Raw genomic sequence first — 16,351 nt, forward strand, 5'->3', positions numbered from 1 at the left:
CAAGTAAGCAAGCAGACCAGGCCAGCACACCGTGTGAGATTACTTGTAGCCTAGCGCTGCGGCTTCTTTGTTGACGTTGGCAATCAATTCTTTACCGATTCTATCTTCCATGGTTTTTTGCACAGGCAACAGCGCCTTGCGCCACTCATTGCGCTCTGCAACACTAGGTAGATACACGGTGCTCTTGCCGGATTTTTTGATCGCTTCCAGGGCCTTATCATTTTCTTGCTGGGCGATCGCATTGGCGTACTTGGTGGCCGATTTCATGGCGGTATCGAGTTCGCCGCGGATATCCGCTGGTAAGCCATCCCAGAATTTTTTATTCACGATCACTGCGTAACCGAGGTAACCGTGATTAGTCAGGGTCACGTGTTTTTGCACCTCGTGCATTTTTTGGGTGTACAGATTGGAAGGTGGATTCTCAGTACCATCGACGACACCAGTCTGCAGGGCCTGATACACCTCAGAAAAAGCCAATACCTGAGGGTTCGCACCTAAAGCACGCATCTGAGCATCCAGCACTTTAGAAGACTGTATGCGCAATTTCTGTCCCTTTAAATCGCCAGGCAAATGTATCGATTTATTCGCCGACATCACCTTAAAACCGTTATCCCAAAAACCCAGACCAACGATACCTTTAGGCTCCAGCTTCTTCATTAAGTCTTTGCCGATTTGCCCTTCGGTAACGCGATACAAGACATCTTTATCCGGAAAGATAAAAGGCAAATCGAACACTTCAAACTCCTTGACACCCAGAGGTCCAAACTTCGCCAGTGAAGGTGCCAACATCTGCACCGCGCCCAATTGCAGCGCCTCCAACTCTTCTTTATCTTTGTACAGTGTGCTATTCGGATACAGCTCGACCTTAACACGACCTTTAGTGGCTTTTTCGGCGAGTTCTTTGAAGCGTTCCGCAGCCTTGCCCTTAGGGGTATCGACCGATACCACGTGACTAAACTTAATGACGATAGGGGCTTGCGCAAAGGCAACGCCGCTGACCACAGTAGCGGCCAGCATAGAAAAGAGTAAAGAAGTGAGCTTCATGTTGATCTCCGAAAGTGTTTGTTTTTAGGAATTTTTATTACTTGGCAAGAAGTATTCAGAATTTCATAAAATTAAGCAACTGTGGTTAACCACAATCAATGAAAATCACGCAAAATTCACCACAATCAGCCTTTAGCTCGACAAGGACCTAAGCGTTTTGCTAGCGATGCAGTAAACTGTGTGCATCATGTCCAAGCATCCCCTTTCCCAACGTTGGTCCAATCAGAAGTGGCGCTGGCTGCTGCCGATACTTCTGGTGCTACTATTTTTGACGACACTGATATGGCTACCTTGGCAGGCTCAGCGCATGGAAGCGAACGAGCGTCAGGAGCAATTGATCGCCGACACACTGTGGGTAGAACAGGCAATACAATTCCAACTCGACCGCAACGAGGAAATTTTGCGTCAAGTAGGTAAGGATATTATTCAGGAAAAACTCAGTCCCAACAGCGCCAATGACAGGTTTCGCCAACTACTCAAAAGCAATTACGAAATTCATCGGATAGACTGGTTTGACGAGCAAGACAAGCTCATCAATTCGACCTCAGAATCGCCACTATTCGAGAGCCAACAGAGCGCAGCATTGCAGCCTAACTTGTCTGGTCCAGAGGCAAAAAGCAAGACCCGTTGCCTGGAACCTATCCTAGAAACAGACAGCAAGAACAGCTATTTACTGAGTTGCCAGATACCGCTGGTAAGAGGAAATAAACGCGATGGCAGTATCGTGGTCAGCTATCGATTGCAAGGCATACTCGAGGAAATGGCTCCCTGGTGGTTTGCTCAGGACAATCAGATTTCCATCCTGAATATGGATGAAAAAATATTGGCCGATCGCTCCGCCGGTGGCATGGGCAAAAACGTCTACACGCATACCCGCCAACTCGAATTCTCTGGTTTGAGCCTGATTCTGCGTACCAATAGCAACAAAACCGAACCCAAACTGCTCTCCAATCTGCTGGTACTGTCGGTAGTATTGCTCTCGCTAGGTTTGATCTGGAGTTTGCTGGCCCTGTGGCGCGACATTACCCGCCGCCTTGCTGCCGAGGGCGCGCTGCGCCAGCAAGTGGCATTTCGTACTGCGATGGAAAACTCGCTGATCACCGGCTTGCGCGCGCGCGACATGGAAGGCCGCCTGACCTATGTCAACCCGGCGTTTTGCAAAATGATAGGCCACCCTGCCGAGGATGTGATTGGGCGCATCCCGCCTATGCCGTATTGGGCGCCCGAAGCCTATCAAGAGTATCAGGAGCGTTTCACGCTCATGCTATCCGGTTCGGTACCGGCCAAAGGTTTCGAGACTATCTATCAGCGCGCTAATGGCGAGCGTTTTCCGGTCCTGATCTATGAGTCGGCCCTGGTCAACGAACATGGCAAACAGACTGGCTGGATGAGTTCTATCCTCGACATCTCGGAATTAAAAAATGCTCAGGAACTGGCCCGTCAGCAGCAAGAAAAACTGCATGCCAGCGCGCGCCTGGCCACCATGGGAGAAATTGCCTCTATGCTGGCGCATGAACTGAACCAACCGCTGGCGGCAATTTCAAGCTACACCACCGGTGCCATCAATCTGATTAAGGCCGGCAGCAACGATCACGCCTTATTACAGAGCGCATTAGAAAAAGCCAACGCCCAAACCCAAAGGGCTGGCCACATCATTCGCAGCGTGCACGAATTCGTCAAAAAAACCGAAAGCAGTCGAGAAGCGGTCAGCATCCCCAATCTGATACGTAGCGTTTTGCCCCTGGTCGAGTTACAGGCGCAGGGCTCGCATGTGCATCTACAAATCCAGCTAGAAGCGCAGTTACCCGAGGTATTGGCCGACAAAGTCCTGCTGGAACAAGTACTACTCAATCTGACCAGAAATGCGATTGAGGCCATGGCACACTGCCCGCCAGAGCTACGCTTGCTGCGCATCGTCGCGCGCTGCGAGCAAGCAGTGAGGGGCGAATCAGCGGCCGCAAATAACGTCATAATAGAAGTGATAGACCGTGGTCATGGGATTACCGAAGAAATCGCCAAACAATTGTTCTCACCGTTTTTCACGACCAAAACCAGTGGCATGGGCATGGGTTTAAATATCTGCCGTACCGCGATAGAGTTTCACGGTGGCAGTCTGGAACATCAAAATAATCCTCTGGGCGGCACCATTTTTAGATTTTCACTACCAGTAAAATAGCAGTAGAAGGACTTACGCAAATTTCCCCCAGCTAAGCGTTTCACCGAAGACTTACTTCAATACGGCAAAACGGATACAAGAACGCTGGGGCGCTTTTGCGAAGGTTCTAATGAGAAGATTCCCAAAGAGGAAGTAAATTGCCGGTCAGTGGCCCGCATATAACAGAGATAGAGGAGACCTGAGTGCTACACATAGTCGATGATGAAGACGTAATCCGCGACGCGCTGGCTTGGCTGGCGCGCTCCCGTAGCATTAACAGTAGCAGCTATGAAAGTGGCGAAAAATTCCTGATCAGCCTGGATAAAAATTTCCACTACGACGTGGACGGCGATTGCATCTTGCTCGACGTACGTATGTCCGGGCTCTCCGGCACCACCTTGTTTGAAGTGCTGGCGAGCAAGCAGCTGACCAAACGCCTGCCAGTGATTTTTTTAACCGGGCATGGCGATGTCCCTATGGCAGTCGACACCTTAAAACGCGGTGCCTTCGATTTTTTTGAAAAGCCATTTAACGATAATAAACTGATGGATAGAGTCGAGGAAGCACTGGCCTTGTCGCGCCAAGCTGGTGCCCTGGCTGCAGTGCACGAGCGCCTGGCCAGCCTGTCGGCGCGCGAGCGCGAAGTGCTCGACCTGATATTGCTAGGCAAAATGAACAAGGTGATCGCCGATAAACTAGGCATCAGCATGCGCACCGTCGAGGTCCACCGCGCCCATATCTTCGACAAGATGAAGGTCAAAACCGCGGTCGAGCTGGCCGGTTTATTGAAGTAAAAACAGCAGCTAGCCTAAGATGCACACCCAACACGCATATCCCATGCGGCCTACAGCCTGGCATGCCCGCAAACCCGCATGGAATATGCGCCTTGGCGGGCATGCAAAAAAAATAGTTATCTGCCCTCAGTCAGGCTTCAGCTTTGGCTGAGCGTATCAAACACCCGCACATGCCGCAGCAAAGCGGCGTTTTCCTGAATAAATTTTTGATGCAAAGCATGGCTTTGATACGTCTGTTCATCCCCAATGCTAAGCCTTTAGACTTTGAACAATACAAGCTACTTGATAGTAGTGAGTGCGCCGCTCCGATCAAAACGCAGAGATATTTCATGCACACTGCTGCGCATTTCTGCACTGGCGTTAGGTGGCAAGATAACGAAGCCTTCTTGCTGTGCGCTACGCGCCAAGCCTAATTTGAGTTTAAGCTCACCCTCGGCTAGACGCAGGCTAGGCATACCCGATTCTATGCGTTGCAAGAAGCCGCTCATCAGCCTACCAATTTGGTCTGGTGCCAATACTTCCAGTTTGCCATTGCTATCGATTTGCGCCGACAAACTGGCGACTCTGGCAACGGCAAGTTTTGTCGTTTCGTTTAATTCCTTGAGCTGTTCGCCATGCTGGGCGCTGCTCACAGCGATCGCTGCTGCCACCGCCTCCTTCTCTCTTACATCGCTGCTTTCGATGCGTTCAAATAGAACTTTATTGTCACTCTGTGCCTCGTCTCTAAATTGCGCCAGACGCTGATTCTCGGCTAACAAGGCAGCGATTTGCTCTTTCATGCGTTTGAGCTGTTCTTGATTGTCGGTGTTTGGCAATTCCAATTGCCGCAATTTTGCCAGTAAATCTGCATTCACCTTACGCAAGGCATCTAGCTCTGCGCTCAATTTAATTTCACTGTCACTGGCACTGGTGGCCGCCAGTTTTAGCCTGGACATCAAATCTAAAGCGTCTTCTAATTTTTTACTCGCTATCTGTTGATTACCCGAACTTAACTCGCGCTCGCGTGCCAAGGCTTCTCTGGTCGAGATTAATTCATCTTGCGATTGGCGCGCTGCGGCACGCTCGCTCTCAAGTTTGCCACGCAAGGAATCGAGTTCCTTATTCGTCTGCAGTAAGGCAGTACGTAATTGCACTGTGCTCAGTGGTTTGTCGGTGCCGGGTGCCATGTGCTAAGCCTTAGTCGGTATGTACTCTAATCCATGATCAATTGTTCGCGTATCAGTTGCCCGCGCGGGTCGGTCGCCTTCACTAGCCAGCGCTTATTTTCGCTTAAATAACTTGCGTGAATATCGAGTTCACCCATGATTTTTTCCAGTCGTTGCAGATCGTCCCGCTCACGAAAAATTTTTATGATTTCTTCTCGGCTGCGCACCGGAGGATGCGCTGGCGTATTATCTGCAGCGAGCGTCGGAGCACTCGCCGTGGCAACAAAATTAACGCGTATGGTGGACACCGCAGAAGCATTTAACGCACCATTGAGATGCGCTGACGACAGCGGCTCTACTTCTAACTCTCCATTACTACTACGCGAGATCGCCGCTTTAATTTCCAGTGTTGCATCCGACATCAGCATCCCGCTCGAGACGCCGACACCTATCCCCAAATCGGCTTGAGCACTACTCAAAGAAGCACCCGCAGTACCCAGTAGCGCACTTAAGGGAGCCCGTTTAATGTCTGTGCTTGCCATATCAAACATCTCCTGTCTATGGACTCAATTTACGACGGAATTTACTCAGTAGTGGTACGCCGGGGTATATCTAAACGCAAGGGGGCTGGAACCGGCACCAAGGTCGCGGTAATTTTTGAATGCACAGAAACATCCCGATTCAGCTTACGTTCAAAGCGTATATTCGCCGTCTCTGCGAATAAACCCATCGTGCCTTTTTTACGGGTGCCATCCTCATTTAATTGTTCGACCAGTTTTAAATCCATACTCACTTCTATCGTCGCTTGTGAGAATTGATAGAAGGTCGGTTTCACCCCTAACGCCAATAAAGACACGCTTTGCGCAGCAGCATGCTCGAAGCTGACCCTACCATCGGCTGAAATTTTTTCGGTAATTGCAGGAACGATGTCGACAAAGGTGTCCGCCAACTCTTGGACCATCGTTGCTGAACTGCGATCCAAGGCTAATTGGGCGTCTGCAATCCCCTCTGCCATCAAGCGCACCAAGTCGGCAAATGAACCCGAAGCGGCTTCCTGCACGGCCGCTTCAGGTGCATAGATAGGCGCACGAAAGGCCTTAGCGCTATCGAACTGTGTCATATCAAGGTACCTTAGGTGCTCGGTTATCGACGATATTGAGCTGAGGTGCCAGACGTGCTGGCGGTGGCACCGGTACCATGCGTGTCAATAACCGGCTGGTGCCATGCACTTCTTTACCAAACTTACGATTATGCGAAACATCGACAGAAACTGAAGCGCTCCAGCAGGCAAATCCGGCTTTTGCCTTGACACCAACCTTCAGATTGGTTTCAACCGAGGTCGTGGTTTTGATATCCATCGTGACCTCAATCGTCGCCTCCGCAAATTGATAAAAGGTCGGCATCAATCCGATTTGTATCAAAGAGACATTGACCGGACTGGCATTCACGTAAGACACGGTGCCATCGGCAGCAATGGTCTGAGTGACGCCCATAATCAGAGGTAGTTCGGTTTCGGCCAACACTTTGGCGGTCTCAACCGAGTTCTCATCGAGTGCTTTTTGCGCTTCTGCGATACCCAGTGCCAACTTCAACACCATATCAGGTAGAGGCACATCTAATAATTCTTGTCCGACGCTACTAGCCATGTTGATCTCCTTGCTTAAGCCGTCGCTCCCAATGAGCATTGGCAGTTATAAACCTATGAAGGTGCTTGATACGCACCCAAAACGGCTGCTAGGCGTTGTTGATCTACATTCACGGGGCCTATGAAGCTGACCTCGCTAGAAGCACGCAGACCAAGATACGATGGTAACGTCATCACAACCAAAGCGCGGTTGGCATTAAGACGAGCAATTAAGCTGCCGCCCACACTTTTTATTAAATGATCTAAACATGCATGATTTTTCACTACAATTAAAAACATGCCGCGGCCAGCTAGGGAAAGAGAAACTTTTGCTCCATAACGTTGCGCGATTTGCATAAGTTAAGCCAAAAGACGATACAAATAAGGGAGTGATGCTCAAGATCTGTCAAAAGTAAAGCACAAGAAATAGTGCAAATAATGCTCAAATAGGAAAGATAAATTTACATATTTATTTATTATTTTTTGGATTATTCCAGATGTAAATTCCATTCACAAGCACACTTACAAATTACTTTTTAATAACTTAATGTAATTTTCCGTGTCATTTTCCCCAAAAAAAATCCAATCTCGGCAGCTCTTAGCAACTTTGCCGCCCCCTCTTCCAACACATAATAGCGACGCGCCTTTCCAGCAACCCTCCTCGGCAAACCGCATGGAATATGCGCGCTGGGCAGGGTCACTTCCATTTCTCTATGCGGTCGCTGCCAGGACTTAGCGTCAGACGCAAGCCACGTCCATAAAAAGAAAACTTACTTACATTTCCACACTGAGAATGTGAACTATATTTTCCGTATGGAATCTGATACTGTGCAAAGGCGTCTGATACAGCAAGCTCGCTTAGGGCAGTTTGTCTGTCAGTTTTTTCGATTTTTCACCCACGTTTCTCTCCAAGGTAAGCATATGCAAAGATCTCTGATTTCGCTGGCAGTGGCAGCCCTGTTCTCCGCTACCGCAGTCAATTTGGCGATTGCCGAAACTGCACCAAAAACCAGCAACGCCAAAGCGAGCGATAGCAAAAAAATCGTGACTGCGCCTAGCTCAGGTTTAGAGTTGCAATGGCTAGACAAAAACGTGCGGCCACAGGATGATTTTTTTCAATTCATGTCAGGCAAGTGGTTAGCTACTGTGGAGATCCCGGCCGACCGCGCGCGCTTTGGATCGTTTGATCAATTGCGGGATTTATCCGAGCAGCGCTCTTTCGATATCATCAAAAATTTAGCCGCGGATAGCAAACTGCAAGCGGGTACTAATCAGAAAAAAATCGCCGATTTGTACAATAGTTTCATGGACGAGACGCGTGCCGAAAGCTTAGATATCCAGCCTTTGCAGGGCGAGTTTGCACGCATTGATGGCTTCAACAACAAGGCTGAGATGCCAGCATTAATGGCGCACTTGGCCAAGCGCGGCGTCGCACTACCACTGCAAGCGGGCATCAATCAAGATGCGCGTGACTCTAGCGTGTATGCCGTCTATCTGAATCAGGGCGGACTAGGCTTGCCGGACCGAGATTATTATTTGAAACAAGACGACGCCAAGCTCAAGGGCTTTCGCGCTGCCTACATCAAACATATCGCCAGCATGCTGAGCATGGCAAAAGTAAGTAGCGAGGACACTGCCGAAAAAACCGCGCTAGACATCATGGCGCTGGAAACGGCCATCGCGAAAATCCAATGGAGCAAGGTAGAGAACCGTAATCCTGTCAAAACCTATAACAAGACCGAGATCGCAAAACTCACTGAACTGCTACCCAATTTTGACTGGAACGCGTATTTCGCCAGTGCCGGGAGCAAGGATAAAATGAGCTACGTGATCGTACGCCAACCTGACTATTTGACGGGTCTAGCGCAAATTATTGCAGACACGCCTTTGGCAACCTGGCAGGCCTACTTTAAATGGCAAACCCTGAACGCCTATGCGCCTTTCCTGAGTAAGCGTTTTGTTGATCAGGATTTTGCATTCTCCAGCGTCACACTGCGCGGCATCCCGACCAATCAGGCGCGCTGGAAACGTGGCGTGGCACGCATAGAAGAAGGCATGTCGGAAGCACTGGGCGAACTGTATGTAGAAAAACATTTCCCGCCTGAGTACAAGGCAAAAATGCAGGCGCTGGTCAGCAATCTGATGCTGGCTTATCAGCAAAGCATACAAACGCTGAGCTGGATGGGTGACGATACCAAAAAAGAAGCGCTGGCCAAGCTGGCTAAATTTACGCCTAAGATAGGTTACCCCGATCAGTGGCGCGATTATAGTAAGCTGGAGATTGCTAAAGACGACCTGGTCGGCAACATCATGCGCGGACGCGAGCTAGAATACCAACGTCAATTGGCAAAACTGGGCAAGCCTGTCAGTCGCCAGGAATGGGGTATGAGCCCGCAAACCGTGAATGCCTATTACAATTCGCGTCAGAATGAAATCGTGTTCCCTGCCGCTATTTTGCAACCGCCCTTCTTTAACGCCAAGGCCGATGATGCGGTCAATTACGGCGGCATCGGCGCGGTAATCGGGCATGAAATCAGCCACGGTTTCGACGATTCCGGTAGTCAATCGGATGGTGACGGCAATCTGCGTGACTGGTGGAGCAAGGACGACAAAGCCAATTTCGGCAAACTGACCTCCGCCCTGGTTGCCCAATACAGCGCGTATAGCCCTTTGCCCGGCTACCAGCTCAATGGTGCGCTGACGCTGGGTGAAAACATTGCAGACAACTCGGGCCTGGCGATCGCCTACAAGGCGTATCAGATTTCTCTGGGCGGTAAAGCGGCACCTGTCATCGATGGTTACACCGGCAATCAACGACTGTTCATGGGCTGGGGCCAGGTCTGGCGCGGCAAGGCACGCGAAGCCGAAGCGATACGCCTGATCGCCACCGATCCCCATTCGCCAGCCATGTTCCGCGGTAACGGCCCACTCACCAATCTGCCAGAGTTTTATTCGGCCTTTGGAGTCAAACCAGGCGATAAAATGTATGTCGCACCGGAGCAAAGAACCACCATCTGGTAATCCTAAACGTGGAAGGTAATTACTAAATAAAAAAGCACATGGATCGTAAGACCATGTGCTTTTTTATTACAAGACTTTATATTTATGTAGGTTTTCTATCCGGGTTAGCGCGACAAGGCGACTCCCGCCCTTCTTACATTAGAGTTTTGCGCCTTCTCCAGTTTAAACACACTGACCACTTCGGTTAAGCCACCGGCTTGATCGTGCAGAGCCTGCGCGGCGGCCGATGCTTGCTCCACCAAGGCGGCGTTTTGCTGTGTCATATTATCCATCTCGACGATAGCATGATTGACCTGTTCAATACCGGCACTTTGTTCCTGACTAGCCGAGGAAATTTCACCGACGATATCCGTCACCCGCTTGACACTGGCAACCACTTTCTCCATGGTAGATCCGGCCAAAACTACCAGCTTGCCGCCTTCGTCGACCTTCTCGGCTGAGTTATCGATCAGCAGCTTAATCTCTTTGGCGGCGGCTGACGAGCGTTGCGCCAAATTGCGCACCTCACTAGCCACCACCGCAAATCCACGACCTTGCTCACCGGCACGGGCTGCTTCTACCGCAGCATTCAGAGCCAGGATATTGGTCTGAAACGCGATACCATCAATCACGCTGATGATGTCGACGATTTTTTTGGAAGACTCATTGATGGAATTCATGGTCTGTACCACCTGCCCCACCACGGCGCCGCCTTGCAATGCCACTTCTGAGGCCGAGATCGCCAATTGATTGGCTTGTCTGGCGTTGTCGGCATTTTGTCTGACGGTAGAGGTCAACTCTTCCATGGTCGATGAAGTCTCTTCCAAAGCACCGGCTTGTTGCTCGGTACGATTCGACAGATCCAGATTGCCGGCAGCAATTTCACCGGAAGCGGTAACAATAGAATCAGAACCTGTGCGTACTTGACTAACGACGTTAGCCAGATTATCGCGCATCGCTTTAATTCCGAACAACAGGCTACTGCGGTCCTTGGCATTGGTCAGGATATCCGCGCTTAAGTCACCTTCGGCAATCGCCTCAACCACGCTCGCCGCATAACTAGGCTCGCCACCCAGTTGTCCCAAAATTTTATGTGTCATATGCCAGGCCAAGGCAGCGACCGCAGCCATCAGCAAAGTACCTATCGCCAACAAAATGCTAGCCTGACGCCAAAACGCACTGTCGATATCATCGATATAGGTGCCATAACCGATGATCCAATCCCAAGGCGCAAATTTAATCACTGCGTACATCTTAGCGACCGGCTCTTTCACGCCGGGACGGGTACCGTCAGCCACCACGATACCAATAGTTTGCTTCGCCAACGCTGCGCGATAACGATCACCCGATTCCTTCATGTTTTTCTGAGGCACACCAATTCTGTCCGCTTTCGGATGCACATACAGTAGATCATCGCTAAACCCACGTACAAAAAAATAATCATCGCCCTTATGAAAACTGCTCAAGGCGGTTTTTGCCTGACGCAAGGCATCTTCGTGGCTCAACTTACCAGATTGTTCTAAGGCATAGGCTTTCTCCACCGCAGCATGCGCCAATTCCACGAACTCACTAATGTGCGCGCTGCGCTCTTCGACCATCGTTTGGCGCAGCGTAAACAGGGAGACGCCAGAGACGCTGATAATACCGAGCAAGGTGACGACACAGAGAAGGATGATACGTGTGCTTAACTTCATGCGGATAGCCTTTCAATTGAAAATATTGTCATTCTACAATACTCATGAAAAACTATGGCACATTCAGCCTACGGTAGACTTTTTCAAGAAAAAAGTCGCAAAAAAAAGCCTTTCATATCGAAAGGCTTCCTTAAATCAAAACAAAGTGGTCTGGCGGAATCGCCAGAGTCAGCATGTAAATCAAGGCGCAACAAAGCGCTTACTAGCGAATGCAATTCGGGCAGAACTACTATTACTCTGCTGACTCACTGCAATATATTCCTTGCCGCTGCTTAAGCCAGCCGCAGCCAGACTATAACTAGCGCTAGTACCCGGCAATAGCGCGTGAGCCTTAATCGGATTGAGAATGCCAGACTGTGCAAGAACCGGGTCTAGCACATACACCAAAATGCTGGCGGTACCGGCCACGCTAGTCCAACTCAGCGTATTGGCGTTGACACTCAGCGTAAAGCTGGCGGGCAGATTTTTTTCTATAGGAAAAACTTCAAATTTACCCAAGGCTGCCATGTAATATTGGGTGCAGTTAGGCAGATTCAGTAATTGCTTGCCTTTGGCATTCGAGTACACCCCGCTGTAATAGCCGGTGGCAGGATCATAGGTCGCAAATATCGATCCTGACTGTGATGTCGCATCAAGCAAACCAGACCAGCTAGCACCATAGGCGTTGCCATTCTTGATGCCATTGTCATTGCCGAAATTACTGGTTTGACAGCCAGCGTAAGTCATCGTGAGCTTGGTGCCACTGTTGGCATCAGTACCTGGCACACTGAGTACGAAAGCGCCAGCGATAGCATCTTCCGGATTATTCGTCACGTCTTCCTGAAAATAGCCTACGTAGACGCCACCGGGTGCCGGAATGATAGGTGCTGCATCTGGTACCGAAGGCTTGTCGTCACTATTCCCGCCACAAGCAGTCAGCGCAGCAAAAGCGAGGGCAATCAGACTTAATTTCAAGCTAGGCAAAGACATGTGGTTTCCATTCGTAAGGGCAAGACAGAAAATACGGGCTTTACTTTAACATGCGGCGTGCGCGCAAAAAACCGAGCAAAAAGTCTAATCTCGGCCTAGCCCTGACACAGTTCGCTATCCAGATTCGCCAATCGCACCGGGCAAACGCAAAAAACGATGGATTAGTGTTCGCATTAACGCATTCGGTCGTAACAGCCTTAGACCAACATCAATGACTAGATTGTTTATTTCAGCCCGTTTGGCAGTGGCGGCATAGGCTTACATGCGAAATTTTCCTTCGTATTTTTTGGTATTCTTTCGGATTTTTTTTGACTAGCCGAAAATATCTATTTTCAAAACCCAGCATAAGCAAGCATAGCTTGAGTGCAACAAATTTTACGGAATGTCGCTACTACGCTACAATGAGTTTCGGGATTTATTCTATACGCTGAGGAAGACGGCAGTTTGCCCCAAAAACGGCATATGCAGGCGCCTACCGCAATTTTTATAGAAGAAATTCCTCAAAATACGCTCACTTAACACTGTACCGACTTCGATTGCAGGCTCACTATGTTTGAAATGATCATTAGCTTTTTTTTGGGTTTATCGATAGGCGCACTTTCGGCCTGGCTACTCCTAAAGAATAAATCCAAAACTAAACGCGAACGCAGCAAGCCCGAGTCGGGCAACAGCGTACTGGCCAGTACTCTTAGCGACGATCAACAGACCTTAGGCTATGAAACCAATTTAGCCTGGAAGACCGAGCAAAGTGTTTTCAGCCAAGTCACGGGCCAAGCTGTGCCTCAGGCGGCACCGCACATTATAGAGGTCGGCCATCCGCCTTTAAGCGAAGTGCAGTTAGAACTGCAGCGCCTCAATGCCAAATTAAACGCCCGCGAAGCAGTATTCTATCCCGATGAAAACGCTCTGTTGCAAGCGGAACAGGACAAACTCGCCGGCGCGCCAGCAACCCCGCTGGCCCCGCCAATTACTATCACTAGCCTGGCCCCAATCGGACACGAAACCCATAATACCCAGGCCAACGAATTTGAAATTGCCGCGCTAGTAAGCAGCATGCAGGACGATGCACCAGCAGCTTTGGCTGCTTTCGATCCTAGCGAACTTGAGGCAGTCGCCTTAGCGTCTGCCGAGTTTGACGGTGTCGATTTTGAAAACGAAGAGCAGCAAGAGCAAGATAAGCTAAACACAGCAGCAGCTGCAGCACAGGCTGCTGCAGAAGTGGAACTTGCTGCAGCACAAGAGGCCGCACGAGTAGCCGAACATGAGGCCGAAATAGTCGCGCTACAGCAAGCCGAAGCAGCAAGATTAGCCGCACTGGCGGCACAGCGCGAAGCCCAATATCAGGCGCAACTAGCGGCCGAACTAGCAGAAAAGCTGGAGCAAGAACGCGCCGCGTTGGCCGCACAATTAGAAGCGGAGCACGCCGCCCATCTGCAAGCACAAAGAATCGCCGAAGAAAATGCCAAAGTGGCAGCCGCCGCCCTATTAGCCCTAGAAAGCGCAAGACAAACTGCAGAACTTGAAGCCGCCCAGGCGGCTGCCGAAGTTGAGAGACTAGAGCAAGAGCGCCTACAGCACGAGGCGCAGCTGCAAGAGTTGCAGGCCGCCGAGCAAGCAGCGCAATTGCAAGCTAGCTTGGACGCTGAGTTAGCTGAGTTAGCTGAGCTAGCTCAGCAGGCGGCGCGCTTAGAAGCGCAGCGCCTCAGCGAAGAAAACGCAAGAATAGCAAACGAAGCAGAAGCCCAACGCGCCGCTGAGCAGGCGGAACAACAGGAAGCGCAGCGAGTACAGAACCAATTAGCGGCCGAAGCTGCTGCCAAAGCCGCCGAACAACTGGAGCGGGAGCAGTTAGCACGGGCCGTGGCACAGCAAGCGCAAGAAATACAACAAGCACAGCAAGCACGCGAGCAAGCCGCACTAGATGAGCTGGCTCGTCTAGAAAATCAACGCGCACAAGCACAAAAACTAGCCGAACAAGCGGCGACCACGCCCTTAGCGCCAGTCGCAGCGGCCCCGACCGAGACAGTTGCGCCAGAAACTAGCGTAGGCCCGACTCAGTCCGAGCCCGCCACATTGAAGAGTCCGGAAAACACCATGATCATGGTGGCCGACGATTCTAAAGTAGTGCGCATCAAAATTAGCCGCGCGCTGACCAAGAATAACTACCAAATTACACTGGCGGAAAATGGCATAGAAGCGGCTAGCAAAATTGCCGAAGCGCGGCCCGACGTCTTGATCACCGACGTAGAAATGCCGGGCATGGACGGCTTTGGCCTCACCCAGCAACTACGCAGCAACCCGGCAACCATGCACCTCCCTATCATCATGATATCGGGCGCCAGCCACGAATTAGCCGACAAGGCCAAACAAGCAGGGATCGATGTCTTGCTCGGTAAGCCGTATTCGGATGATGAGTTGATCGGTCACATACAAAGGCTTTTGCAGAGATAAATTGCAGCGTTTAGCAAGTATGCACACCGAGCGATCGCCCTTATACTTTAAACGCATTATCACAGGCTAGCATCATGAAAAAAATCACCTGCCTCCATCCCACCTGGCTGATACCGGTGGAGCCGCGTGCTTGCGTCTTGACGCAGCACGCCCTAGTCATCTGCGACGACAAAATCAACGCCCTACTGCCGAGTGCGCAAGCGTATCAAGACTACCCGGATGCTGAGCATATAGTGCTGGCGCAGCAAGCCTTGCTGCCCGGCTTCGTCAACTTGCACGCGCATTCAGCGATGTGCCTGTTACGCGGCTTGGCCGATGACCTGAATTTAATGGATTGGCTGACCCAACATATCTGGCCCGCCGAGAAGCAGCATGTCTCGGATGAGTTTGTGTTTGACGGCAGTTTGCAGGCGATGGCCGAAATGCTACGCGGCGGCACCACCACCGTGAATGACATGTATTTTTACGATCAGGCGGTAGCCCGCGCCGGCATCGCATCGGGTATGCGTACCGTGGTTGGTTGCAGCGTCTTAGATTTCCCGACCGCGTACGCTGACAATGCCGATGGCTATCTGGCCAAAGCAGTGGCGGCGCACTCAGCCTTTGCCGGACAAAGCGGGGTCAGTTTCAAGCTGGCACCGCACGCCCCGTACACAGTCGGTGATGAGAGCTTCAAAAAAGTAGTGGCCTTGGCTGATAAGTTAGCGATCGGTATCCATTGCCATATCCACGAAACCGCCGATGAAGTGGCCACCAGCTTGCAGCAATATGGCATGCGTCCACTAGAGCGCCTGCATCAATTGGGTCTGCTCTCGCCACAATTGATTGCCGCTCACATGGTGCATGCCAATGACGCAGATCTGGCGTTATTGAGTCAAACTGGAGTGCACATCGCGCACAATCCTGCCAGCAATCTCAAACTAGCCTCGGGTTTTGCCCGCGTACATGCGATGCAAGCTCTGGGCATTAACGTCGGCATCGGTACCGATGGCAGCGCCAGCAACAATAAGCTCGATCTTTTGGGTGATTTGCGGATGGCAGCCTTACTGGCCAAAGCCGAATCAGGCAATGCCACCGCCCTAAGTGCCGCCGTCGCCTTAGAAATGGCGACATTAGCCGGTGCCAAAGCGCTGGGCATGGGTGATCAAATTGGTAGCCTGGTGGTCGGAAAACAAGCCGATCTGATTGCGATCGATTTGTCGGCACTCGAAACCCAGCCGGTCTACGATCCTATTTCGCAGATCGTGTATGCCGCCGGGCGCGAGCAAGTCAGCCATGTCTGGGTGAATGGCCGCTGCCTGATGCGTGAGCGTCAATTATTGACGATGGAAATGGGCGCCTTACTGGATAAAGCCGCCTGGTGGCAGACGCGCATTGCTAGCCAATAGCGCTCAAAAAAAATCGTAGGGTGGCCGCTGGCGCATATTCCATGCGGGTCTGCGGCCTGCCTGCCCCGCAAGCCGCATGCAGATTGC

13 protein-coding genes are annotated in these 16,351 nt (G+C 51.0%); 5 read left to right on the top strand and 8 right to left on the bottom strand.

What is annotated here, in order from left to right; genetic code table 11:
* Positions 1-39: 39 nt before the first annotated feature.
* Positions 40-1,044 (bottom strand): TRAP transporter substrate-binding protein, encoded by a 1,005-nt coding sequence (locus EJN92_RS02685; protein WP_126126414.1) that lies wholly within the window; start codon positions 1,042-1,044, stop codon positions 40-42.
* Between the two features lie 187 nt (positions 1,045-1,231).
* Between EJN92_RS02685 and EJN92_RS02690 the strand changes: the two genes are divergently transcribed.
* On the top strand, positions 1,232-3,220 hold the full coding sequence (locus EJN92_RS02690) for a sensor histidine kinase (RefSeq protein WP_126126415.1): 1,989 nt from the start codon (positions 1,232-1,234) through the stop codon (positions 3,218-3,220).
* A 182-nt stretch (positions 3,221-3,402) separates the two neighbouring features.
* On the top strand, positions 3,403-3,993 hold the full coding sequence (locus EJN92_RS02695; RefSeq protein WP_126126416.1) for a response regulator transcription factor: 591 nt from the start codon (positions 3,403-3,405) through the stop codon (positions 3,991-3,993).
* A gap of 278 nt (positions 3,994-4,271) precedes the next feature.
* Here the strand turns inward: EJN92_RS02695 and EJN92_RS02700 are convergent, their stop codons facing one another.
* Genes EJN92_RS02700 through EJN92_RS02720 form a run of 5 tightly spaced genes read right to left on the bottom strand, consistent with a single transcriptional unit; the run spans position 4,272 to position 7,119 of the window.
* Positions 4,272-5,159 (bottom strand): hypothetical protein, encoded by an 888-nt coding sequence (locus EJN92_RS02700; RefSeq protein WP_126126417.1) that lies wholly within the window; start codon positions 5,157-5,159, stop codon positions 4,272-4,274.
* Between the two features lie 26 nt (positions 5,160-5,185).
* Entirely contained in the window at positions 5,186-5,680 is a 495-nt protein-coding gene (locus tag EJN92_RS02705; protein WP_126126418.1) for a hypothetical protein, read from the bottom strand.
* Positions 5,681-5,721: 41 nt separating this feature from the next.
* Positions 5,722-6,258, bottom strand: coding sequence for a hypothetical protein (locus EJN92_RS02710; RefSeq protein ID WP_126126419.1), 537 nt, complete (start codon positions 6,256-6,258; stop codon positions 5,722-5,724).
* 1 nt (position 6,259) lies between these two features.
* The gene (locus tag EJN92_RS02715; RefSeq protein ID WP_227869674.1) at positions 6,260-6,784 is read right to left on the bottom strand and encodes a hypothetical protein; all 525 of its coding nucleotides are present in this window, start codon (positions 6,782-6,784) and stop codon (positions 6,260-6,262) included.
* Positions 6,785-6,837: 53 nt separating this feature from the next.
* A complete protein-coding gene (locus EJN92_RS02720; RefSeq protein WP_126126420.1) occupies positions 6,838-7,119 on the bottom strand; it encodes a hypothetical protein in 282 nt (93 codons plus the stop codon).
* Between the two features lie 564 nt (positions 7,120-7,683).
* On the opposite strand from EJN92_RS02720, the gene EJN92_RS02725 reads away from it, so the two are divergent.
* Entirely contained in the window at positions 7,684-9,783 is a 2,100-nt protein-coding gene (locus EJN92_RS02725; RefSeq protein ID WP_126129732.1) for a M13 family metallopeptidase, read from the top strand.
* A gap of 104 nt (positions 9,784-9,887) precedes the next feature.
* Here EJN92_RS02725 and EJN92_RS02730 read toward each other — a convergent pair whose 3' ends face one another.
* A complete protein-coding gene (locus tag EJN92_RS02730; protein ID WP_126126421.1) occupies positions 9,888-11,456 on the bottom strand; it encodes a methyl-accepting chemotaxis protein in 1,569 nt (522 codons plus the stop codon).
* A gap of 180 nt (positions 11,457-11,636) precedes the next feature.
* Positions 11,637-12,425: a hypothetical protein gene (locus EJN92_RS02735; protein WP_126126422.1), complete on the bottom strand. Its 789-nt coding sequence runs from the start codon at positions 12,423-12,425 to the stop codon at positions 11,637-11,639.
* A 549-nt stretch (positions 12,426-12,974) separates the two neighbouring features.
* Between EJN92_RS02735 and EJN92_RS02740 the strand changes: the two genes are divergently transcribed.
* The gene (locus tag EJN92_RS02740; RefSeq protein WP_126126423.1) at positions 12,975-14,876 is read left to right on the top strand and encodes a response regulator; all 1,902 of its coding nucleotides are present in this window, start codon (positions 12,975-12,977) and stop codon (positions 14,874-14,876) included.
* 74 nt (positions 14,877-14,950) lie between these two features.
* Positions 14,951-16,264, top strand: a complete 1,314-nt coding sequence (locus EJN92_RS02745) for a TRZ/ATZ family hydrolase (protein ID WP_126126424.1) — start codon at positions 14,951-14,953, stop codon at positions 16,262-16,264.
* Positions 16,265-16,351: the final 87 nt, after the last annotated feature.

Origin of the sequence: Undibacterium parvum (assembly GCF_003955735.1) — a bacterium.
Taxonomy (GTDB): domain Bacteria; phylum Pseudomonadota; class Gammaproteobacteria; order Burkholderiales; family Burkholderiaceae_D; genus Undibacterium; species Undibacterium parvum.

Bases quoted from the DNA above. Each gene is read 5' to 3' on its own strand.
- EJN92_RS02685 (WP_126126414.1), bottom strand. From the start codon at position 1,044: ATGAAGCTCACTTCTTTACTCTTTTCTATGCTGGCCGCTACTGTGGTC.
- EJN92_RS02690 (WP_126126415.1), top strand. From the start codon at position 1,232: ATGTCCAAGCATCCCCTTTCCCAACGTTGGTCCAATCAGAAGTGGCGC.
- EJN92_RS02700 (WP_126126417.1), bottom strand. From the start codon at position 5,159: ATGGCACCCGGCACCGACAAACCACTGAGCACAGTGCAATTACGTACT.
- EJN92_RS02705 (WP_126126418.1), bottom strand. From the start codon at position 5,680: ATGGCAAGCACAGACATTAAACGGGCTCCCTTAAGTGCGCTACTGGGT.
- EJN92_RS02710 (WP_126126419.1), bottom strand. From the start codon at position 6,258: ATGACACAGTTCGATAGCGCTAAGGCCTTTCGTGCGCCTATCTATGCA.
- EJN92_RS02715 (WP_227869674.1), bottom strand. From the start codon at position 6,784: ATGGCTAGTAGCGTCGGACAAGAATTATTAGATGTGCCTCTACCTGAT.
- EJN92_RS02720 (WP_126126420.1), bottom strand. From the start codon at position 7,119: ATGCAAATCGCGCAACGTTATGGAGCAAAAGTTTCTCTTTCCCTAGCT.
- EJN92_RS02725 (WP_126129732.1), top strand. From the start codon at position 7,684: ATGCAAAGATCTCTGATTTCGCTGGCAGTGGCAGCCCTGTTCTCCGCT.
- EJN92_RS02730 (WP_126126421.1), bottom strand. From the start codon at position 11,456: ATGAAGTTAAGCACACGTATCATCCTTCTCTGTGTCGTCACCTTGCTC.
- EJN92_RS02735 (WP_126126422.1), bottom strand. From the start codon at position 12,425: ATGTCTTTGCCTAGCTTGAAATTAAGTCTGATTGCCCTCGCTTTTGCT.
- EJN92_RS02740 (WP_126126423.1), top strand. From the start codon at position 12,975: ATGTTTGAAATGATCATTAGCTTTTTTTTGGGTTTATCGATAGGCGCA.
- EJN92_RS02745 (WP_126126424.1), top strand. From the start codon at position 14,951: ATGAAAAAAATCACCTGCCTCCATCCCACCTGGCTGATACCGGTGGAG.